19 protein-coding genes are annotated in these 20,931 nt (G+C 64.9%); 13 read left to right on the top strand and 6 right to left on the bottom strand.

What is annotated here, in order from left to right:
• Positions 1-4 precede the first annotated feature (4 nt).
• The 13 genes from ACVW1B_RS25085 (at position 5) to ACVW1B_RS25025 (ending at position 15,037) form a co-directional block, all read left to right on the top strand.
• The gene (locus ACVW1B_RS25085; RefSeq protein WP_456822347.1) at positions 5-994 is read left to right on the top strand and encodes a DUF58 domain-containing protein; all 990 of its coding nucleotides are present in this window, start codon (positions 5-7) and stop codon (positions 992-994) included.
• Complete coding sequence (locus tag ACVW1B_RS25080) at positions 987-1,478, top strand: DUF4381 domain-containing protein (protein ID WP_456822346.1); 492 nt, start codon at positions 987-989, stop codon at positions 1,476-1,478. Before ACVW1B_RS25085 ends, ACVW1B_RS25080 begins: the two co-directional genes overlap by 8 nt.
• Positions 1,471-2,469, top strand: a complete 999-nt coding sequence (locus tag ACVW1B_RS25075; protein WP_456822345.1) for a vWA domain-containing protein — start codon at positions 1,471-1,473, stop codon at positions 2,467-2,469. The genes ACVW1B_RS25080 and ACVW1B_RS25075 overlap by 8 nt, the downstream gene beginning before the upstream one ends.
• Positions 2,462-3,982 carry a VWA domain-containing protein gene (locus ACVW1B_RS25070; protein ID WP_456822344.1) on the top strand — a complete coding sequence of 507 codons (1,521 nt, stop codon included), beginning with the start codon at positions 2,462-2,464 and terminating at the stop codon, positions 3,980-3,982. Before ACVW1B_RS25075 ends, ACVW1B_RS25070 begins: the two co-directional genes overlap by 8 nt.
• A complete protein-coding gene (locus ACVW1B_RS25065; protein WP_456822343.1) occupies positions 3,979-5,373 on the top strand; it encodes a BatD family protein in 1,395 nt (464 codons plus the stop codon). Before ACVW1B_RS25070 ends, ACVW1B_RS25065 begins: the two co-directional genes overlap by 4 nt.
• A gap of 85 nt (positions 5,374-5,458) precedes the next feature.
• On the top strand, positions 5,459-7,129 hold the full coding sequence (locus ACVW1B_RS25060; RefSeq protein ID WP_456822342.1) for an arylsulfatase: 1,671 nt from the start codon (positions 5,459-5,461) through the stop codon (positions 7,127-7,129).
• Positions 7,130-7,166: 37 nt separating this feature from the next.
• The gene (locus ACVW1B_RS25055; RefSeq protein WP_253607344.1) at positions 7,167-8,189 is read left to right on the top strand and encodes an HAD family hydrolase; all 1,023 of its coding nucleotides are present in this window, start codon (positions 7,167-7,169) and stop codon (positions 8,187-8,189) included.
• Entirely contained in the window at positions 8,186-8,428 is a 243-nt protein-coding gene (locus ACVW1B_RS25050) for a DUF3302 domain-containing protein (protein ID WP_168856266.1), read from the top strand. The genes ACVW1B_RS25055 and ACVW1B_RS25050 overlap by 4 nt, the downstream gene beginning before the upstream one ends.
• Positions 8,428-9,369 carry an HlyD family secretion protein gene (locus ACVW1B_RS25045; protein ID WP_253607345.1) on the top strand — a complete coding sequence of 314 codons (942 nt, stop codon included), beginning with the start codon at positions 8,428-8,430 and terminating at the stop codon, positions 9,367-9,369. Before ACVW1B_RS25050 ends, ACVW1B_RS25045 begins: the two co-directional genes overlap by 1 nt.
• A 15-nt stretch (positions 9,370-9,384) precedes the next feature.
• Entirely contained in the window at positions 9,385-10,821 is a 1,437-nt protein-coding gene (locus ACVW1B_RS25040; protein ID WP_253607346.1) for a DUF1254 domain-containing protein, read from the top strand.
• The gene (locus ACVW1B_RS25035) at positions 10,818-11,834 is read left to right on the top strand and encodes a DUF1254 domain-containing protein (RefSeq protein ID WP_456822341.1); all 1,017 of its coding nucleotides are present in this window, start codon (positions 10,818-10,820) and stop codon (positions 11,832-11,834) included. Before ACVW1B_RS25040 ends, ACVW1B_RS25035 begins: the two co-directional genes overlap by 4 nt.
• Before the next feature lie 49 nt (positions 11,835-11,883).
• Positions 11,884-12,909 carry a SphA family protein gene (locus ACVW1B_RS25030; RefSeq protein WP_456822340.1) on the top strand — a complete coding sequence of 342 codons (1,026 nt, stop codon included), beginning with the start codon at positions 11,884-11,886 and terminating at the stop codon, positions 12,907-12,909.
• A gap of 235 nt (positions 12,910-13,144) precedes the next feature.
• Positions 13,145-15,037: an adenylate/guanylate cyclase domain-containing protein gene (locus ACVW1B_RS25025; protein ID WP_456822339.1), complete on the top strand. Its 1,893-nt coding sequence runs from the start codon at positions 13,145-13,147 to the stop codon at positions 15,035-15,037.
• Between the two features lie 127 nt (positions 15,038-15,164).
• On the opposite strand, the gene ACVW1B_RS25020 is transcribed toward ACVW1B_RS25025, so the two are convergent.
• The 6 genes from ACVW1B_RS25020 to ACVW1B_RS24995 form a co-directional block, all read right to left on the bottom strand.
• Positions 15,165-15,446 carry a hypothetical protein gene (locus ACVW1B_RS25020; protein WP_057021052.1) on the bottom strand — a complete coding sequence of 94 codons (282 nt, stop codon included), beginning with the start codon at positions 15,444-15,446 and terminating at the stop codon, positions 15,165-15,167.
• Positions 15,447-15,541: 95 nt separating this feature from the next.
• Positions 15,542-16,054: a MarR family winged helix-turn-helix transcriptional regulator gene (locus tag ACVW1B_RS25015; protein WP_253607348.1), complete on the bottom strand. Its 513-nt coding sequence runs from the start codon at positions 16,052-16,054 to the stop codon at positions 15,542-15,544.
• 77 nt (positions 16,055-16,131) lie between these two features.
• Positions 16,132-17,445, bottom strand: coding sequence for an MFS transporter (locus ACVW1B_RS25010; RefSeq protein WP_253607349.1), 1,314 nt, complete (start codon positions 17,443-17,445; stop codon positions 16,132-16,134).
• A gap of 37 nt (positions 17,446-17,482) precedes the next feature.
• Positions 17,483-17,809 carry a non-heme iron oxygenase ferredoxin subunit gene (locus tag ACVW1B_RS25005; RefSeq protein WP_253607350.1) on the bottom strand — a complete coding sequence of 109 codons (327 nt, stop codon included), beginning with the start codon at positions 17,807-17,809 and terminating at the stop codon, positions 17,483-17,485.
• A gap of 8 nt (positions 17,810-17,817) precedes the next feature.
• Complete coding sequence (locus ACVW1B_RS25000) at positions 17,818-19,707, bottom strand: aromatic-ring-hydroxylating dioxygenase subunit beta (RefSeq protein WP_456822338.1); 1,890 nt, start codon at positions 19,705-19,707, stop codon at positions 17,818-17,820.
• Positions 19,708-19,982: 275 nt separating this feature from the next.
• Positions 19,983-20,879: a LysR family transcriptional regulator gene (locus ACVW1B_RS24995; protein ID WP_253607353.1), complete on the bottom strand. Its 897-nt coding sequence runs from the start codon at positions 20,877-20,879 to the stop codon at positions 19,983-19,985.
• Between the last annotated feature and the right edge of the window lie 52 nt (positions 20,880-20,931).

Raw genomic sequence — 20,931 nt, 5'->3', positions numbered from 1 at the left:
GGCCGTGATAACGGAGACATCAGCCAGAACGCCCGGTGTCTACGTCAGTCTCGACGATCTGATCGCGCTCGAATTCAGGGATCGCAGGGTTTCGTTCCTGCCGCGCCAGCCGGTGCATAGTCTGCTGTCGGGCCGGTTCGCCTCGCGCATGCGTGGCCGCGGGTTGAACTTCGAGGAGATCAGGGACTATCGCCCGGGCGACGATGTCCGGGAGATCGACTGGAAGGTCACGGCGCGGCTGCAGAAGCCGCATGTGCGCGTCTTCAACGAGGAGCGCGACCGTCAGGCCCTGCTCGTGGTCGATCAGCGGCTGTCGATGTTCTTCGGCAGCCGGCGCGCCATGAAGTCGGTCACCGCGGCCGAGACCGCCGCGATCGGCGCCTGGCGTGTGCTCGGCGTCGGCGACCGGATCGGCGCGATCGTGTTCAATGACAGCGATGTCGTCGAGCTGGCGGCGCGGCGCAGTCGGGCGACGGTGTTGCAGATATTGTCCAGCATCGTCGCGCAGAACCAGGCACTCGGCGTCGGCCGCGGCATCGTTCCGGCGTCAGGCATGCTCAACCGGGCGCTCGAACATGCCGAGCGGCGGACGATGCATGACGCAACCGTGATCCTGATCAGCGATTTCGATGGCGCCGATAGCGCGACGCGCCGGATGATCGGGGCGATCGCCCGGCATAACAACGTGGTCGCGGTGCTGGTCCACGATCCCTTGCAAAGCGATTTGCCGGCCTCGAGCCGGATGACCGTCACCGATGGCGAGCTGCAGATTCAGCTCGAAGTCGGCCGCGAGAGCGTCCGCAAGAGTATCGCGCAGGCGTCGCAGGAGCGGCTGCGCGGCGTATTCGCGTGGACGCGCGAGCTTGGCATTCCGGTGCTGCCGCTGAGCACAGCCGAGGAAACGGCGCCGCAAATCCGGCGTCTCCTGGGCGGGCTGCCGGCTCGGCACGGACGCGGTGGCGGTCACGCCCGAGCGGAGGCGGCTCTTGGCTGATCCCCAACCCGTCATTGTGGATCCCGTCGCGGGCCTGATCGACATCCCGCTGCCACCGTCGGTGAGCCTGCTTCCGGCGACATGGGCGTCGCGGATCGTGATCGTGCTGGCTGCCGCAGGGGTCGCCGTCGCGGCGTGGCGCCTGCTGCGACATTTCCGCGCCAACCGCTATCGGCGCGCGGCGCTCGCGGAGCTTGACCGGCTGCTGCAGACACAAGGCGGCGTCCCGGAGGGAATGGCCGCGAGCCTCGCGCTGCTGGTGCGGCAGACCGCGCTCGATGCCTTTCCGCGCGAAACCGTCGCACCACTTGCCGGCGCGGGTTGGCTTGCGTTCCTCGACCGCAGCTATGGCGGGGACGAATTCTCGCACGGCGCGGGACGGCTGGTCGCGACCGCGCCGTACGGGCGGACGACGGCGGATGCCGGCGATCTAACGGCGCTGCAGGATCTGGTGCGGCGCTGGATCAGGGGGCACCATGTTTGAGTTCGCATGGCCCTGGATGCTCGCGCTCCTGCCGCTGCCGATCCTGGTGTGGTGGCTGTTGCCGCCGTATCGCGCGCGGCAGGCGTCCGTGATGGTGCCGTTCTTCGACCGCCTTGCGGCGGCAACCGGACAGACCCCGCAGCGCGGCGCCGTCGTGCTGCAGCGGCGGCGCATCCAGATGGTGACGGCCGCATTGATCTGGGCGCTCGTCGTCGCGGCGCTGGCGCGGCCGCAATGGGTCGGTGATCCGGTTACCCGCGAGGTTTCGGCGCGCGATCTCATGCTCGCGATCGATATCTCCGGCTCGATGGACCAGCGCGACTTCCGCGGTAGCGACGGCGCGATGCTGACGCGGCTCGACGGCGTCAAGCGTGTGGTCGCGGATTTCATCGCGCACCGGCATGGCGACCGCGTCGCGCTGGTGCTGTTCGGCACCAGGCCCTATGTGCAAGTGCCGTTCACGCAGGATCTGCAGACCGCGACCGCGCTGCTGGCGCAGACCGGGGTCGGCATGGCCGGACAGCAGACCGCGATCGGCGACACCATCGGGCTTGCGATCAAGACCTTCGAGGCAAGCAAGGCGCGACAAAAGCTTCTCGTCCTGCTCACCGATGGCAACGATACGGCGAGCCGCGTCCCTCCGGAGCATGCCGCCGACATCGCGCACCAGAACGGCCTCGTGATCGACACGATCGGCGTCGGCGATCCGGCCGCGACGGGCGAGAACCGCGTCGATCTCGGCGTCCTGCGGTCGGTCGCCGCCACGACGGGCGGCCATTTCTACCGTGCCGAGGACGGTGCGCAGTTGCAGGCGATCTATGCGGACATCGACCGTCTCGCGCCGGCCAAGCTCGATACGCTGTCATGGCGGCCGAAGCAGCCGCTGTTCCAGTGGCCGCTCGGCGCCGCCGTGGTGCTGTCGCTGCTGCTGTGGCTCGGCCTTTCGCTGGAAAGCGGGCTGGGACGAAGGGGAGCGCCCGGCCATGCATGACGCGGCCGCGATTCCCTTCCATCTGCTGCGGCCGCTGTGGCTGCTCGCGCTGATTCCCGTTGCTGCCGTCTTCGCATGGGTGCGGTGGCGGCAGAGCCCGCAGGCGCAATGGGGCGGGGTGATCGCGCCGCATCTGCTCAACCATCTCATCGTGCAACCGGGCGCGGGACGCGGCGTCAGCCCGCTTTATCTGGTCGCCGCCGCGCTGTCGCTCGGCGTCGTCGCGTTGTCGGGCCCGACCTGGCGGCGCGAGCTGCCGCCCTTCGTCGAGGACAAGGCGCCGCTGATGATCGCGCTGTCGCTCGATGCAACGATGGGACAGAGCGACGTCGCGCCGACGCGGCTCGAACGCGCCAAGCAGAAGATCAGGGATCTGCTTGCGGCGCGCGCCGGCGCGCGCACGGGGCTGATCGCCTATGCGGGCACCGCGCATCTGGTGATGCCGCTGACCGACGATCGCGCCGTCATCGAACCCTTCCTCGCCGCGCTTGCCCCGGGCCTGATGCCGTCGCCCGGGAAGAACGCCGTCGCGGCGGTGGCGCTCGCCGCAGAAGCGCTCGCGACCGAAACCGTTCCCGGCACGATCCTGCTTGTCGCCGACGACGGTGGCGACGAGGAGGGAGCGGTTCGCCAGGCCGCCGGACGGAACGGCCTGGTCAAGCTGAGCGTCACGCCGAACAAGGGCGAAAGGTTCGCGCTCGGTTCGGACGTCGTACAGGTCAGCATCGACGACGCTGACATCGCGGCGCTCGAGCGCCGGATCGAAACCCGTTATCAGGCCGCGCAGGGTGACGCGTTCGGTACGCAATGGCGCGATGAGGGCTTTTGGCTGCTGCTGCCGATTGCACTGCTCAGCCTGCTCTGGTTCCGGCGCGGCACGACGGTGGCCTGGGTTGTCGCCTTCGTCTGTCTGTCGCACGTGTCGTCCGCGAGGGCGGAGGGGCCGCGCCGTTTTGCCGACCTGTGGCTGACGCCGGATCAGCAAGGACGCATCGCGTTCGATCGCGGTGACTATGCGACCGCGGCCAAGCGCTTCTCCGATCCGATGTGGCGCGGCATCGCCGCCTATCGTGCGTTCGACTTCCTGACGGCCGCGCAGGAATTTGCGCATGTCGATACGCTCGAGGGACGCTTCGCGCTGGGCAACGCCCAGGCGCAGAACCACGCCTATGAGAAGGCGATCGCCGCCTATGACGAGGTTCTGAAGATCGCGCCCGGCCACGTCGCGGCGAAGACCAACCGTGCCATCGTGGTGGCGGCGCTGAAGGCGAAAGAGGAGAAGCGGAAGAAGCAGGAGCAGGACGACAGCGCGCCGCCGGACGAGAAGGCCGACGAGATGCGGGTCGACCCGACCCAGAAGGGCGGCAAGCGGATCGAGGTGAAGCCGACGGATCTCACCACGGCCGGCGCCGCCGAAGCCTGGATGCGCCAGGTCCAGACCACGCCGGCTGACTTCCTCAAGCTGAAATTCGCGATTCAGGACGCGGCGCGGCCGGCGGGGGCGAAGCCATGAGGCAGCCGCTCGCCGCCGCAGCCCTGATGCTCGGACTGCTGATGCCCTGCGCGGCACTCGCGCAGCAAAGCGTGCCGGAGCCGATCCTGCGGGTGACGATCGATCCGCCGCGCGTCGTGGTGGGGCAGGCGGCCACGCTGCGGATCGACGTGCTGGCGCCGAATTACATGACGGCGCCGCCCGAGCTGCCCGACTTCCAGGTCCGCAACGCCGTGACCCGTCAGTTGCGGAGCATCAACGAGAACGAGCAGCGGGACGGCGTCACCTATGCCGGCGTCCGGTTCGAATTCGCTATCCATCCACAGGAGCCGGGCAGCTACGCGATCGCCGGCCAGGCGATCACCATCAAATACGCCGCCGAGCCGCCGGCGACACGCGAGGCCACGCTCGCGCTGCCGCCGATCGCATTTGAGGCCTTCATCCCGGACGCGGCCTCCGCCCTGCAGCCGTTCCTGGCCGCGCGCAATCTGTCGATCGAGCAGACCGTCAACCGCTCGTCGGATCAGCTCAAGACCGGGGATGCCGTGACCCGGACCGTCACCATCAAGGCCGAAGGCATTCCGGCGATGCTGCTGCCGCCGGTGAAGTTCGCCGCGTTCGACGGGCTCAAGCTGTACCCCGCCCAGCCGTCGCTCCAGGACAAGACCGACGGGCGCACCGATGTGCTGTCCTCGGCCCGCACCGACAGCGGCGTCTACATGCTCGAGAAGGCCGGCGATTACGTGCTGCCGCCGATCGACCTGCGCTGGTGGAACATCGACGCGCAGCGCATCGATGTGGCGCATCTCGACCCGGTGACGCTGCACGTGGAGGCGAACCCCGCAGCCGGCGGTGCGTCGTCAATCGGCAGCTCCGGCGCACGCCGGTCATGGGGTGCGCTGCGCGATGTCATCGCCGATCACTGGAAGTCGACCGTAGCCGTGCTGCTGGCGCTTGCCGGGCTCGGCTGGCTGATGCCGCGGACGGTCCGCGCGATCGCGGCGTATCTTCGCCGGCATCGCGAAGCCTATCTGCGCTCGGAAGCGTTCGCCTTCAGGGAGCTGCGGCGCGCCGCGCGCCATGGCGACGCCAAGGCGGTCTACTTCGCGCTGCTCGACTGGCTGCAGCGGTTCGAGCCGGTCGCGCCGCAGCACACGGTCGAGGCGTTCAGGGCCGTTGCCGATGATGCCGCGCTCGATGACGAGATCGGCGCGGTCGAGCGCGAGCTGTTCGCGCCGTCTGCCGGCGCAGCGCGCTGGTCACCGCACCGGCTGCTGCGCCAGGTCGGCGGAGCCCGGCGCAATCTGCGTCGGCGCGCGAGACGCCGCGAAGACACGCGCCTACTTCAGAACCTGAATCCGGTCGGGCTTTCCTCCACCACGTCCTTTGGTCGACCAAAGCCCGCCAGATGAACGAAGCACATTGAGACCGATCGAGCAGAACGCATGATTCGTAATCACCAGAGCGAGCAACCCTAGCGTAACTCAGGAGTATCGAATGACGAGTGAGACGAAGAAACATGACGCCGGCGCCGATTCCACTTGCGGTGCCTCGACCATCGATCGCCGAGCCGTGCTGCTCGGCACGTCATCGCTTGCTGCCACGGCGGCGCTGACGTCGCAGGCTCTCGCGCAGGCCCAGAAGGCCGCACCCGCCGCGGCGCCGGCCGGCGGCCGCAAGCCGAACATCCTCGTCATCTTCGGCGACGACATCGGCATTCCGCAGATCAGCGCCTACACCATGGGCATGATGGGATATCGCACGCCCAATATCGACCGGATCGCGCGCGAGGGCGCCATCTTCACCGACGCCTACGGTCAGCAAAGCTGCACGGCAGGCCGCGCCTCCTTCATCCTCGGGCAGGAGCCGTTCCGTACCGGCCTGCTTACCATCGGCATGCCCGGCGATCCCCATGGCATCCAGGACTGGATGCCGACGATCGCCGACGCCCTGAAGACCCAGGGCTATGCCACCGGCCAGTTCGGCAAGAACCATCTCGGCGACCGTGACGAACATCTGCCGACCAAGCACGGCTTCGACGAGTTCTTCGGCAATCTCTATCATCTCAACGCCGAAGAGGAGCCGGAAGGCTATTTCTATCCGAAGGATCCGAACTTCCGAAAGCAATATGGTCCGCGCGGCGTCATCAAATCGTCCGCGGATGGAAAGATCGAGGACACGGGTCCCCTGAATACCGCGCGTATGCCCACGGTGGACGAGGAATTCCTGGGCGCTGCCAAGGATTTCATCGGCCGCCAGGCCAGGGCGGATCGGCCGTTCTTCGTCTGGTTCAACTCGACGCGCATGCACGTCTTCACGCACCTGAAGCCGTCATCCCTCGGCAAGACCGGCAAGGGCATTCACGCCGACGGCATGGTGGAGCATGACGGGATGGTCGGCGAATTGCTCAAGCAGCTCGACGATCTCGGCATCGCCGAGAACACGATCGTGCTCTACACCACGGACAATGGTGCGGAGCTCGCGCTGTGGCCCGATGGCGCGATGACGCCGTTCCACGGCGAGAAGGGCACGACGTGGGAAGGCGGCTTCCGCATCCCGATGATGGTGCGATGGCCGGGCGTCGTAAAGCCGGGAACGCAATACAACGAGATCATCTCGTTGATCGACTGGTTCCCGACGCTGTGCGCCGCGGCAGGGATTCCGGACATCAAGGACAAGATGAAGACCGGATTCGCCGGCGCAAGCGGCAAGAGCTTCAGGGTTCATCTCGACGGCTACAACTTCATGCCGTTCTTCAAGGGAGAGGCAAAGGAGCCGCCCCGCGATGCGATCTACTATTTCGACCAAGGCGGCAACCTCAACGCGCTCCGGTGGAACGACTGGAAGCTGAGCTTTGCCGTCGCATCGAAGGGCAATATTGCGACAGCCACCCGCGAAGTGCCCTCATGGGCGCTGATCGCCAATCTGCGCATGGATCCCTACGAGCGCGGCATGGAGGAAGGCGGCGGAGCGATCCAGTTCCTCGCCCAGAACATGTGGCTGATCGTGCCCGTGCAGGGGAAGATCAAGGACTTCTTCTCCGACTTCGATCAGTTCCCCTACCAGGGGGGCAGTTCGCTGAACGCAAGCGGCATCAATTACGGGCTGCTTCGACAGCAGGCGGCCTTGAAGCGGCTCAACGAGCTGGAACGCATGAAGCCGCAGTGATGCGGGAAGAGCAACGGACGGAAAGAGGGAAAGTGCGATGATGGTTCGGCTTGCCGCTGTGCTGCTTGCGGGTCTTGTGGCCATCTCCGTTGCGGTGGCACAGCCGGCGGATCCCTTGCCGTCCTGGAAAGACGGCGCGGCGAAATCGGCGATCGTCGATTTTGTCGCGCGCGTCACGACGCAGGGCGGGCGGGATTTCGTGCCGCCGGCCGAGCGGATCGCGACATTCGACAATGACGGCACGCTGTGGACCGAGCAGCCGTTCTATTTCCAGCTCGCCTTCGCGTTCGACCGCGTCAAGGCGATGGCGCCGGTGCACCCGGACTGGAAGACGCGGCAACCGTTCAAGGCGCTTCTCGAGAAGGACACCAAGGCGCTGGCCGCGAGCGGCGAGAAGGGCCTCCTGCAGATCATGGCGGCGACGCATGCCGGCATGACCACCGATGCGTTCGCAAGCTCGGTGCGCGACTGGCTCGCGACCGCCAGGCATCCGCGCTTCAACCGGCCGTATGACAGCCTGGTCTATCAGCCGATGCTGGAGCTGCTGGCCTATCTCAGGGCCAACGGCTTCAAGACCTTTGTCGTTTCCGGCGGCGGCGTCGAATTCATGCGGCCGTGGATGGAGAAGGTCTACGGCATCCCGCCGGAGCAGGTGGTCGGCTCGTCCGGCGTGGTCAAATTCCAGGTCGGCCCCGACGGCAAGCCGGTCCTGATGAAGCAGGCCAAGGTCGAGTTCATCGACGACGGCCCGGGCAAGCCGGTCGGCATCAACCGCTTCATCGGCCGCCGTCCGATCTTCGCGTTCGGCAACTCCGATGGCGATCTGCAGATGCTGCAATGGACCGTGGCGGGACCGGGCGCGCGCTTCGCCGGCATCGTGCACCACACCGACGAGGTTCGCGAATACGCCTATGATCGTCAATCCAAGGTCGGCAAGCTCGACAAGGCGCTCGACGCGGCCGCCGCGTCCGGCTGGACCGTGGTCGACATGAAGCAGGACTGGAAGGAGATCTTTCCACCCCTGGCCACGGCCGGTGCCGCGAAGGAGACGAAGCCATGAGCGGTTACGACATCTTTGCCTGGATCGTGCTGGTCATCCTGGTTGCCAGCGCGATCGCGGTGTTCTGCATCGCCGGCTGGCTGCCGGGGCACATCGCGAAATCGCGCAATCACCCCTATGCGCAAGCCGTGATGGTCGCCGGCTGGATCACTTTGATCTGCGGCTTTGCGCTGTGGCCGATCGCGTTCATCTGGGCCTATGTCGATGTGCCGGCGCCGCGCCGGGCGGGAGATGCGTGATGGGTGTCGCGATCTTCAACGTCTATCTTGTGCTGCTGTTCCTCTTGGTGCATTTCAAGATCGTGCGCTTCAACCTGTTCTGGAAGGCGTCTCCCTTCATCGTACTGGTGCTGCTGCTGTTCGGCCTGCTGGTGCCAATGGGCTGGGGCGCGCCGCAGGGCTCGGCGCTGGTCGCGCGCAACGCGGTGTCGATCGTGCCTGACGTCGCGGGTGAGGTGACCGAGGTGCCCGTCGTCGCCAACGTGCCGCTGAAGGCCGGTGACGTTCTGTTCAAGATCGATCCGACGCCCTATGACGCGCAGGTCAAGGCGATCACGGCGCAGCTCAAGCTGTCGAAGACGCGGCTGGCGCAGATGACGACGCTCTACGAGCGCGATGCGGGGCGCGGCTTCGACGTCGAGCAGCGGCAGTCCGAGGTCGATCAGCTCAGCGGACAGCTCGAGGCCGCGCAGTGGAACAGCGACAAGACGGTGGTGCGCGCGCCGGCCGACGGCTACGTCACCAACCTCGCGCTGCGCAAGGGCGCGCGGGTCGCGAACCTGCCGCTGTCGCCGGTGATGGCGTTCATCGATACCTCGAACACGATCATCGGTGTCGAGATCAACCAGATCGATGCGCGCTACGTCGCGCCCGGGCAGGAGGTCGAGGTGACCTTCAAGTTCGCGCCAGGGCAGATCTATTCCGGCAAGGTCGAGAGCGTGCTGCAGGCGGTGGCGACCGGCCAGGTCACGACCTCGGGCACGGCCGTTGCGCCGAAGGCGATCGAGGCCGTGCCCTTCGTCGTGCGCGTCAGGCTCGACGATGCCGCGTTCGCCAACCGCCTGCCGGCCGGCTCGACCGGAACGGCGGCGATCTACACCGACCATCTGAAGCCGACCCACGTCGTGCGCCGCGTGATCCTGCGGCAGCTCGCGATCGTCAATTATGTGAATCCGTTTTGAGTGATGGAGATTGTCATGAAGCCATTGATCGCCGGAGGACTTGCGCTGATGATGGCGACCGCATCAACGTATGCCCAAACGCTGTCCAGCGACGATCTCAACCGCCGCATGATCGAGCGCCGCGCTGTCGAGGCCGTGATCTGGGGCATTCCCGCGGTCAATACCGATCTGATGCGGCAGGAGATGCTGACCAGGACGCCGGGCAAGGTGGGGCAGGTGATCTATTGGGGGCGTCCGCTTGATTGGCATAACCAGACGCTGACGCCGAATCCGGACGCGCTGTACTTCATGACGTTCTTCGACACGCGGAATGGTCCGATCGTGCTCGATCTCCCGCCTGGCAATACGAACGGATCGTTCAACGGCAATATCGTCACGGTCTGGCAGATGCCGCTCGAGGATGCCGGCCTGCTCGGCGTCGACAAGGGTGCCGGCGGCAAGTTCCTGATTCTGCCGCCGGGCTACAACGGCCCGAAGCCCGACGGCTACATCGCGCTGCAGTCCGACACGTTCGGCGGCTACATGCTTCTGCGCTCCAACCTCAAGAGCCACGGCGATGCCGACGTCCAGGCCGCAGTCGCCTACGGCAAGCGCATGAAGGTCTATCCCCTGGCGCAGGCGGCCAGCCCGCCGGCGACGGTGTTCAGCGACGTGAAGGACACCGATTTCGATTCCACCATTCGCTACGACGCGGCTTTCTTCGAGCACCTGAACCGGATCATACAGGACGAGCCGTGGATCGACCGGGATCGGGTGATGATCGATAGCCTGAAGTCGATCGGCATCGAGAAGGGAAAGTCGTTCGCTCCGTCCGAGGCGATGAAGACGGTGCTTGCTTCGGCGGCGAAGGAGGCGGGTGCCTGGCTGGCGGCGAAATACGACGCCGGCCTGCCGCCGTTCTTCTCTGAGACCAGCCGCTGGACGTTCCCGGCGCCGCCGGACGTCGTCAAGGCCTACTCCGACGGGTTCGCCGATCTGAACGCATACCCGACCGACAGCCGCGCTCTCGCTTACAGCTACGCCTATATCGGCATCAAGCGCCTGGGCGCCGGTCAGTTTTATGCGATCTCGATCCGCGACAAGGCGGGCGATGCCTTCGACGGCAGCAAGACATACCGCCTCAACGTCCCGGCCAATGTTCCGGTCGAACAATACTGGTCGGTGACCGCCTACGATCGCGCGACCCATGCGTTGATCAAGAACGTCGCTCGGGCCAGCCGGTCCTCGCAAATCCCCGACCTGAAGAAGAACCCGGATGGCTCAGTCGACATCTATGTCGGGCCGGCGGCTCCGGCCGGGCAGGAGACGAACTGGCTGCCGACCGACCCCGCGCGCAAGTTCGAGCTGATGGCGCGCTTCTACGCGCCAAAGAAGGAGTTTTTCGACAAGGTGTGGAAGCTACCCGACGTGGAAAAGATCAATGCCACGGTTGGAAATGGAGTGAAGCAGTGAAATTCAGATATCTGTTGGCCGGTGTCCTTTGCCTCGCGGGCCAGAGCACATCGCTCGCGCAATCGCCGGTGCCTGTCACGGTGGACAATTTTGCCCGTGCCGAGTCCGATCTCTATCTGGGCAATCTCGCCAAGGGGGTCGGCCTCGGAAAGCTCAACCATCGCCGCGAGCCGGCCAGCATCGACAACCAGACCGTCATCCGGCTCAACCGCGATACGCTCTATACATCAGGGGTGTTCGACCTCGACGCCGGGCCGGTGACGATCACGATGCCGGACCCTGGCAAGCGCTATATGGCAATGCAGGTGATCAGTGAGGATCATTATGTGCCCGCGGTCTATTACGGTGCCGGCAAGCGCATGCTGACGCGCGACAACGTCGGCACGCGCTACGCGGTGGTTGGAATTCGGACGCTCGTCAATCCGAACGATCCGAAGGATCTCGAGCAGGTCCACGCGCTGCAGGATGCCATCAAGGTCAGCCAGAAAGGCACCGGCAAGCTCGAACTTCCGAGCTGGGATCCCGCCAGCCAGAAAGCCATTCGCGAAGCGCTGCTTGCGCTCAATGATTACACCGGAGGCTTTGCGCATGCTTTCGGACCCAAGGGGCACGTCGATCCTGTCAGGCATCTGATCGGCACGGCCGCCGGCTGGGGCGGCAATCCCGACAAGGACGCCACCTATCTGAGCGTCACGCCCGCCAAAAACGACGGCACGACGGTCTACAAGCTGACCGTCCGCGACGTTCCCGTCGACGCGTTCTGGTCGATCAGCGTTTACAATGCCAAGGGATATTTCGAGAAGAATCCCTATGACGCCTACACGCTGAACAACATCACGGCAAAGAAGTCCGCTGATGGCTCGATCGCGGTCCAGTTCGGCGGCTGCGACGGCAAGCTCCCGAATTGCCTACCGACCATGAAGGGCTGGAACTATACGGTCCGGCTCTACCGGCCGCGTGCGGAAATCCTGAACGGCAAATGGAAGTTCCCGGAGGCGCAGGCGGTCAACTGAAGCGCGAGCGAATCCGCTATGATGGCCTGAGCGAAGTGGGGAGATCAGGATGAGGATGGTCAGAAATCACAGGTGCGCCGCACTGGGCATAGCTGGCGCACTCGCACTGTCGGCAGCGCCGCGCACGGCGTCGGCCGACGCCGGCGGATTGAGCTTCTGGCTGCCCGGCGCGTTCGCGAGCCTGACCGCGGCGCCGGCGATGCCCGGCTGGGCCTATGAGACGATCTACATTCACCTCGACCAAAGCGCCAACGCGGGCAAGAATTTCGTCATCGGCAACCGTGTGCCCGGATCGGTCGTCGCTGGTCTCAACGCGCATGCCGACGTTCTCGTGGAAGGATTTACCTACACCTGGGCTCAGTCGGTGCTTGGGGGCCAGGCCGCCGTAACCTTCCTTGCCGCGCCGGGAAATGTCGGCGTCGGCGTCGACGCGACGTTGACGGGGCCGCGGGGCAATACGGTCTCGGGCGTCGCAACCGACAACCGCAACACGGTCTCCGATGTCTTCTACCAGGGCACGCTGAAATGGAATCAGGGTGTCAACAACGAGATGGTCTACATCTTCGGCAACATCCCGAGCGGGACCTATGACAGCAGCCGCCTCGCCAATCTCAGCTTCGGATTCACTGCGATCGATGTCGGCGGCGCCTACACCTATCTCAATCCGGAAACCGGCCAGGAGTTCTCGGTGCTGGCGGGCGTCACCTACAACGGAATGAACAAGGATCTGCAGTACCAGAACGGCATCGACTTCCACGTCGACTGGGGACTTTCGAAGTTCGTCGCCAAGAATGTGCATGTCGGTGTCGCCGGCTACTATTTCCAGCAGCTCACCGGAGACAGCGGTGCCGGCGCGAAGCTCGGTGATTTCAAGGGACGCGTCGCCGGCATCGGCCCGCAGGTCGGATTCATCTTTCCGGTGGCCGACGGCTATCAGGGCTATCTGAACCTTCGTGGCTACAAGGATTTTGCCGCCGAGAATCGGCCCGAAGGGTGGACGGCCTGGGTGACGTTCCAGCTCTCGCCGGCCGCGCCGGCTACGACACCGACGAAGCCGATCGTGCGCAAATATTAGCGGAGGCGAACGACGAGCTCGATGAGTGATGCGCGCGAGACCGGCCGGGGGCCGGTTCGTATCGGCTTCCGTACATCGATCATCACGGTGGTCATTGCCGCGGTGCTGGTGGTCGGACTGACGCTGGTCTATCTCAGTTTCAGGCGGGTCTCGTCGATCACGCAGATGGCTGCGAGCACCTTCATCGACAAGGTGGGGCAAATCGGCGCCGATCGCATCGACGCGCAGTTCAAGAATGTGCGCGACAGCCTCGAGATCCTTCCTGGCGGGAATTCCGGCCATCCAGGAGGCCGACGTCGCCGACAATGTCAGGCTCTACGCCCTGCTGGCCTCGATGCTGCGCAACAATCCGCAGATCTTCAACCTCTATGTCGGGTACGAAGACGGCTCCTTCCTTGAGATGGACGTCATCGATCGCGCCAAGCCGCAATTCCGCACGGCGCTGAATGTCGCCGCCGACGCCGTCTACCGCGTCGTCGTCATTGCCCGCTCCGGGGCGGCCGCCGCGGCACCGGTGACGCTGTTCCTGTCGGAAAACCTGACCCAGGTCGCGAAGGTGGCGGGGCCGCACAGCTACGACCCGCGGCGGCGTCCCTGGTATGTCGATGCTTTAAAGGATCGCAAGACGCTGCTCACCGGGCCCTATGTGTTCTACGCGACCGGGGAGCCCGGCTACACGCTGCGCACGCCGCTCAGGGAGGGCCGCCGCGGGGTGGTGGCCGCCGACCTGCTGCTCAATCGCCTCGAGGAGATGCTGAGCCGGCAAAAGCTCGGAAAATCCGGGCTGGCCTTCCTGTTCAACGACGCCGACCGTATCGTCGGGCATCCCGAGATGCGCGAGCTGATGACGGAACGCAGCGACGCATTGCCCCGGATCGACGTCCTCAAGCTTCCCGGCCTGTCCGCGGCGATCCAGGCCTGGCGCAGCGACGGGCTGGCCCAGCAGTTCTTCACCGACGCTGACGGACGGACCCTCGTCGCGGCCTTTCACCGCATCGAGACGGCCGGTGCGGCTAACATCCATCTCGCGGTGGTCGCCCCGCTCGACGAGTTCTTCGCCAAGATCATCTCGGAGCGGCGCGCGCTGTTCGCCGTCGCGCTCGGCTTTGTGATCGCGATGTTGCCGTTCGCGTTCTGGCTCGGCTCGCTGCTCGCCCGATCGCTGCGCGAGCTGGCGCGGCAGACCGACGAGATCCAGCGCTTTCAGCTCGCCGACCGGCCGCGGATGCAATCGGCCATCGACGAGATCGATGAACTGGGGCGCTCGGTGTTTACGATGCGCACCGTCGTACGCAACTTCTCAAGCTTCATTCCGCAGCCGATCGTCCGTCAGCTGATGCAGTCCGGAGCCTCGCTGCAGCTCGGCGGCATCAGGCGCGAGGTCACGGTTCTCTTCACCGACGTCGCCGACTTCACCGCGAAGACCGAGAAGGCGGACCCCTCCCAGGTCATGATCTTCACCTCGCGTTATTTCGCCGCGATGTCGGAGGCGATCATGAAACACCATGGCACCATCGACAAGTTCATCGGCGACGCCGTGATGGCACTGTGGAACGCGCCGGACGAGGATCCCGATCACGTCGTTCATGCCTGCGAGGCCGTGCTGGACTGCGTTCATCGCAATGCCGAGCTCAACCGGGCTTTCCGCAGCGAAGGCTGGCCGGCCTATGGCACGCGGTTCGGCCTGCATCTCGGCGATGCCGTGGTCGGCAATGTCGGCTCCGCCGCCCGCATGAGCTACACCGCGCTCGGCGCCACCATCAATCTGGCCTCGCGTCTCGAAGGCCTCAACAAGAACTACGGCACGCAGGTCCTGGTGAGTGCAGCCGTGAAGGCGCGTGCCGAACACAGATTCGCGTTCCGCAGCGTCGACCAGATCCGGCCGAAGGGCTTTGCCGACGCGATCACGGTCTACGAGCTGTGCGGCGAACGCGGCGATTCGGAGCTGACGTTCTGCGCACGCTGGGAGGCCGTCTACAGTTCGATCCGGTACGCGGAGCCCGCCGTGGCGGCGCTGCGCGTTGCCGATTTCCTGGTCGAGTACCCCGGGGATGGCGTCGCGCAATACCATGCCGAACGGCTGCGCAATGCGGTTCAGCAACCGTTGCTTGATCTACCCGTGCCCTGAGATGCAGGGTGAGGAATTTTGATCCGACCTCGATCTTCCAGGGCCGCTTCGGTCATCGATCGGGTCGCGCGATCGCCGATGCGATCGTTTCGGCCGCCCCCGCAACAGGGGCGCGTAACGCCGGTGGCTAGGCCGCCATCAGTTGCTGAAGCGCAACAGCTTGCTCACGGGTCTGGAATGCGATGGCGGTGTGGGTAAAGCCCGACGAGGCCTGGGTCTGCGCGATATGATTGAGGACCTCGTTGCCCTTGACCACGTGAAGATCCATTCCCTGGCCGGCCGGGAAAATCCCCAGAACGACGTCGTAGGCCTCGATGATGGCCTTCAAGGCGCCACCCTTGTCTTCCGACGCGTCGATAAAGATACGAACATCCGCGGCGATACTACGAAGTTCGTCAAAGTCGATCACTGGAAGTCTCCCATACGCAACTCACTGATCGATCCTAGCTACAACTTGCTTACTGAAACATAAATTACGCGGGGTTCCTCACCGGACAAGTGTCGCTAGGCGCCGGTCGGCGGCCTCCGCTTCGCAATGCGTTTGACCGGCGCATGGGCCGGCACGGCATTCGAGGTCTGGTCGGCCATGTGGGGAATGCGGTGCTCGATATGCGCCACGACCCGGAAGAAACTCTCCAGCGCCTTGGCGTCGAGACCGGCCGTGAGGTTGCTGTGCCGGCGCAGGATTTCATCCAGACTGCGGTCGAGCAGCGCCACGCCCTGCGATGTCAGCCGGATCTCGGTCCGGTTCCGGGCGCTGCCTCGCACCGGCGTCAGCTCGATCAGGCCCTTTTTCCTCAGCGAGGTTGTCTCGCGGCTGACGACGGCCTTGTCGAGTTGCGCATTGGTCCAGATGTCGTAGGCGCTTGCCGGCTCATGCTCCCTGAGAAAGGACAGCACCCGCCATTCCGCGAGCGATACGCCGTAGGCTTGCGGGAAGAAGGCATTGGCATTGGCGCGCAACTTCGCGACCAGGCTGGACAGCACCGTGGGCACGTAACGTTCGAAATCGATCACCAGCTCCGAGCCCGTGTTCCCTTGCGCGGCGCGGCGCGGGTCAGGGGCTCTGTTGCGGTTTGCGCCAGTCCGGCTCTTCATTCTTTCACGAGTTGAGTGCGCGCGATCAGGACCAACGCCGCCGCGACCAGGAGAACGCCTGTTACCACGAGGAATCCGGTGGTGAAACTGCCCGAGGCGTCCTTGGCGCGTCCGATCACGATCGGGATGGTGGCGCCTCCGATGCTGCCGATGGTGCTGACCAGGCCGATCGCGCCCGGCGCGCTCTGCCGCGACATGTAGGACTGGGGAATAGTCCAGAACACGGCCTGCGTACCATAGACACCGACGTTGGCAACCATGAATCCGATGATGATCCAAACCGGCGATGTTGAAAAGGCTGCTATCGCGAAGCCGGCCGCTGCGATCACGAAGGTTATGGCCGCATAATAGAAGCGCTCACCGACATGGTCGGAGTGCCGCGACAACGCGATCATGCCGATCAGGCCGGCGACGGGCGGGATCGCGGTCACGAAGCCGACCTGTGAATTCGGCAGCCCGAACGACTTGATGATTTGCGGCAGCCAGGGAAACAGCGAAGCCAGGCCACAGAACAGGCCGAAATTGCACAGGCCGAACAGCAGCACCATCGGCTTGGTGATGGTCCGGAGCACGCCTTCGGCATGCACCACCCCGGTCGCCTTGGCGTCGCGCTCCAGCGCGCTGGTCAGCCAGTTGCGCTGCGCCGTCGACAGCCAGCTCGCCTGCTGCGGGCGGTCGGTCAGATAGAAAATGCCGACGATCCCGAGAATGACGGGCGGCAGGCCTTCGAGGATGAACAGCCATTTCCAGCCCGAGATGCCGAACACCCCGTTCAGCTCGAGGATCGCGCCGGAGATCAGCGAGGCGAAGATATAGGAGATCGGCACCGCATAGTTGAACATCGCGTTGTAGCGGGCGCGGTAGCTGAACGGAAACCAGAGGCTCAGCAGCAGCATCACGCCGGGAAACAGGCCGGACTCGGCAAAGCCGAGGAAGCCGCGGAATGCATAGAGGCTGAGCGGGCCTTGCGTGAATGCCATCAGCATCGTGGCGATGCCCCACAGGATCGCGATCCGCGTCAGCGTGACGCGCGCGCCGTATTTGCTGAGGATGAGATTGCTCGGGATCTCGAAGATCGAATAGGTGAAGTACATGATGCCGACCGCGATGCCGAACTTCTCGGCATTGAGCCCGAGCTCCTTGTTCATCTGCAGCGCGGCAAAGGAGATGTTTCCGCGGTCGAGAATGGCGAGGAAGTACATCGCCATGACGAACCACATCAGGCGCAGCGCGACTTTGCGGATTGTGGTGCGTTCGATCTGCGGATCGGCGGTCGTCATCGCCGCCTTGTCCATCACGACTTCGGTCATCCCTGTTTCCCCCGATTCTTGATTTTTGATGGTCGTCTTATGCGGGCAGGCAAACTTCGAGCCTGTCGCCTGTCACACGTACCGGATACGTCCGGATGTCGATCTCGACGGGGCTGGTCAACGCCTCGCCGGTCCGGATATCGAAGCGGCCCATATGCAGCGGGCATTCGATCTCGCAGCCCTCCAGAATGCCGTCGGACAGCAGTGCCTCCGCATGCGTGCAGATGTTGCTCGTGGCGTAGTACTCATTGCCGACGCGATAGAGAGCGACGTGGTGGCGGCCGATTTCGATGCCGTACGGCTCGCCCTCGTTCAGCGCGCTGAGTGCGGCCGCTTCGTGCCAGGTTCCCTGATCGTCAGTCATGTGCCCTCTCAAATGCTGTAGAAATCGAGCACGGTCGGGACGCGGTCGTTGACCAGCGTGATGACCTTGCGCGTGATCTTCCAGGTCTCGCCGTCACGCCGCAGCGTGTGCTCATAGCGCCCGTGCCGCAGATGTTCCTTGGCCATGCGCGGGTCGTAGACGTGGACCGAGAACACCGAATGGCAGGTGATCTGATCGGCGCCGGCTTCCGACGCTTCCAGGTTCGAGATCTGGTGCACGGTGCGCGGCAGCGGCAGCGCGGTGATCGATTTGCGCGACTCGATGCGCGCGATCCGCTCTTCCAGTCCGCGCCGCGCATCGTGGTAGAGCAACGAGACCTGCGTGTCGGGATCATTGGTGGTGGTGTACTCGTCGAGCCATGCCGGCACCCAATAGACAGCATCCTCGCTGTACATCGCGACCCAGTCGGACCATTCGCCGGCGTCGAGCAGGCGGGCCTCGCGAAAGATGACCGCGGCTGCGACCGCGTGGGTATCGGTTTCCCTGATTGCGTCGGCCGCCATCACGCGGTCTCCCCGGCGGCGTGCTGCAACAGCCTGCGCCACTCGCGATACCCGGGATGGAAATTCGTCTCGCCGCCGAAGCTGGCGGGGCCCGAACGACCATTCGGAAGGGGTGATGCCGAGCTCGTGCGTGTGCGCGCTCTCGCCGTGGCCGACCTCCGCGACGCCGCGCAGATAACCTTGCGTCGGCGCGGCGGTCGTCGCGTTGTAGCCGGTCTGGCAGAACTCATACATGACGTTGTCGTCCGAGCTTGCCAGCCCGGAGGCATTGAAGAAATCTTCGTAGTTGCGGATACGAAGCGTGCGCGCCGCGGCGCTTTCGCCGACCGGAGCAAGGCAATGCGACACCATCTCGGTCTTGTCGGGCGCCAGCGGCCGCCAGGTTCGCACCTGCGCCGACAGGATGTCGATGACCTGCAGGTTCGGAAAAATCGTGAGGTTGCGCTGGCGCAGCATCCATTTGGCGCGGGTGCTGCCGACGCGCTGCCGCACCGCATCGAGACGCGCCGGATCCATGCCGAGCGGCCGGCCATAGAGCTGCGTGCGCTTGATCGACCAGTTGACGGCGTGACCGTAATCGAAGCTGAAGCTGCCTTGCCCTTCCTGCTCGCCTTCCGGCTCCGCAGTGAATCCGGCATCCGGTCCGGCGCTTGCATTGCGCTTCTTCAGGATATCGACGTAGGAGCTGTGCGTGGTCGCGAAGTGATAGTAGTCGAGACCGTTCTCAAACTGCAGCTTCCAGTTTCCATCGAACGTGTAGGTGCTGGCGCCCGGCACGAATTCGACCTCACCGCTGTCGCTCTGATCGATGATGAGGTCGAGGAACGCGCGGGTGTCGCCGAGAAATTCCTCCAGCGCCGGAACGTCGGCCGAGAGGCTCGCGAACAGGAACCCGCGATACGAACCCAGCCGCGCGACCGGAAGAAGGTCGTGATTGCTGTTCGAGAAGGACGGCGGATACTGCCCGCTCGCTTCCTCCGTTACGGAGATGTTGCGCCCGCCCGAGTCGTAGGCCCAGCCATGATAGCGGCAGACGTGAAACTTCTGCCGGCCCTGCTTGAACGGACAGACGATCGTTCCGCGATGCCGGCAGGTGTTGAGGAACGCGCCGACTTTGCCCTCAGCGCTCCGCATCACCAGAATGGGATGCCGGCCGATATGGGTGGTGACGAAGTCGTTGGGCCGGGCGACCTGGGATTCCAGGCCGATGAAATTCCACGTGGCCTCGAAGACATATCGCAGCTCGGCGTCGAACACGTCCGGGTCGGTGAAGATCCGGCGATCGACTTCAAAGATGCGTTCGCCGGGGCGGTCGTCGATGAGCCGGGAAATCTCGCTCAGCCTTGCCGCGTGGGTCTGCGAAGCAGCGTTCATAACGTCCTCCCTTCGACTAACCGCCGGCCGCGAAAAGTCCCCCGCAGAGCCGCGTCACGGCTCGCGTCTTTTCACGGCGGGAACAGCCGGCTTGATCGCCAATCTTGGAATGACTCTATAGTTGTCATGACAACTATGGTCAAGACGGATTGGCGGGCCGGGAAGTCGGAGCCGGACGCGGTGGACGGGCCGACCGTCTGGAACGGGCGGCCGGATGCAGCGAATGAGGCCCGCGCGTACAGCGCGGAATCAGCCGATCGTTTGGAGTGGCGTACTCAGGTCTTGCGCGCCGGTGCAGTCAGGATAATTCCCTCATCGATCAGGGCGCGACAGATCTTCTTCAAGGCGGCAATCGCTTCACGCGTGGCCCGGCTCACGGGCCGTCCGCGCGGCAGCGCCAGCACGCGTTCGGCGCGCATCCACGGCAACAGCGCCGCCGACAGCACGCCGGCAGCCACCTCCTGGTGAATGCCGGAGAATGGTAGCAGCGCGTAGCCGAGGCCAGATGCCACCATGCGTTTCATCGGTGTGCTGTTGTCGACCCGCACTGCGCAGAGCATGGTCGACGGGAATGGGTTGCGGCTGAGCGGGGCCACCGCGGATGGCAGGGCGTCGAACTCCTTGCGGGTCAGCCGGCCGCGCTTCAGCAGCGGATCGCGCGACGGCCCGATCAGGAACACCTGCTCGACGACCAGCGTCTCATAGTCGAGATGGTCGTTGGGGGATGGCGTCGTCACGATCGCCAGATCGAGTTCGCCGCGCAGCAGGCGTTCGGATGCGTTCTCAGTCAAGCCCTCGCTCAGTTCGAGCCGCACGCGTGGAAACTGCCTTACGAAGGCCTGGGCCAGTGGCGGGTAGAGGATATCGCCGAGGCTCGGCGGCGCGCCGATCCGCACCGTACCGCTCGGCTCGCGGTTTTCCGTGCGCACCTCGGCCTTGATGTCGTCGATTGTGCCGAGCAGCCAGCGCCCGCGCGCGAGCAGCACCTTGCCGGATTCCGTGACCGAGACACCGCGCGCGCCGCGTTCGAGCAAGGCGCCGCCCAATTCGTCCTCGAGTTCCTTGACGTGGCGGCTGAGTGCCGACTGGGCGACGTTCAGCGTGCTCGCTGCGGCGGCAAAGCCGCCACGCTCGGCGACGGCGACGAAATAGCGGATCTGCCGCAGGTCCATGGCGGGCACTCCATCTCAAATCGAGATGGATACCATATCAAACATATTCTTG

Source organism: Bradyrhizobium sp. USDA 4502 (assembly GCF_054063355.1).
Note: the sequence above shows the minus strand (reverse complement) of the source record. Positions and strands in the feature narration are given on the sequence as shown.

Coding starts and splice junctions, on each gene's coding strand:
- ACVW1B_RS25075 (WP_456822345.1), top strand. CDS start 1,471: ATGTTTGAGTTCGCATGGCCCTGGATGCTCGCGCTCCTGCCGCTGCCG.
- ACVW1B_RS25070 (WP_456822344.1), top strand. CDS start 2,462: ATGCATGACGCGGCCGCGATTCCCTTCCATCTGCTGCGGCCGCTGTGG.
- ACVW1B_RS25065 (WP_456822343.1), top strand. CDS start 3,979: ATGAGGCAGCCGCTCGCCGCCGCAGCCCTGATGCTCGGACTGCTGATG.
- ACVW1B_RS25060 (WP_456822342.1), top strand. CDS start 5,459: ATGACGAGTGAGACGAAGAAACATGACGCCGGCGCCGATTCCACTTGC.
- ACVW1B_RS25055 (WP_253607344.1), top strand. CDS start 7,167: ATGATGGTTCGGCTTGCCGCTGTGCTGCTTGCGGGTCTTGTGGCCATC.
- ACVW1B_RS25050 (WP_168856266.1), top strand. CDS start 8,186: ATGAGCGGTTACGACATCTTTGCCTGGATCGTGCTGGTCATCCTGGTT.
- ACVW1B_RS25045 (WP_253607345.1), top strand. CDS start 8,428: ATGGGTGTCGCGATCTTCAACGTCTATCTTGTGCTGCTGTTCCTCTTG.
- ACVW1B_RS25040 (WP_253607346.1), top strand. CDS start 9,385: ATGAAGCCATTGATCGCCGGAGGACTTGCGCTGATGATGGCGACCGCA.
- ACVW1B_RS25030 (WP_456822340.1), top strand. CDS start 11,884: ATGAGGATGGTCAGAAATCACAGGTGCGCCGCACTGGGCATAGCTGGC.
- ACVW1B_RS25025 (WP_456822339.1), top strand. CDS start 13,145: ATGTGCGCGACAGCCTCGAGATCCTTCCTGGCGGGAATTCCGGCCATC.
- ACVW1B_RS25010 (WP_253607349.1), bottom strand. CDS start 17,445: ATGACCGAAGTCGTGATGGACAAGGCGGCGATGACGACCGCCGATCCG.
- ACVW1B_RS25005 (WP_253607350.1), bottom strand. CDS start 17,809: ATGACTGACGATCAGGGAACCTGGCACGAAGCGGCCGCACTCAGCGCG.
- ACVW1B_RS25000 (WP_456822338.1), bottom strand. CDS start 19,707: ATGAACGCTGCTTCGCAGACCCACGCGGCAAGGCTGAGCGAGATTTCC.
- ACVW1B_RS24995 (WP_253607353.1), bottom strand. CDS start 20,879: ATGGACCTGCGGCAGATCCGCTATTTCGTCGCCGTCGCCGAGCGTGGC.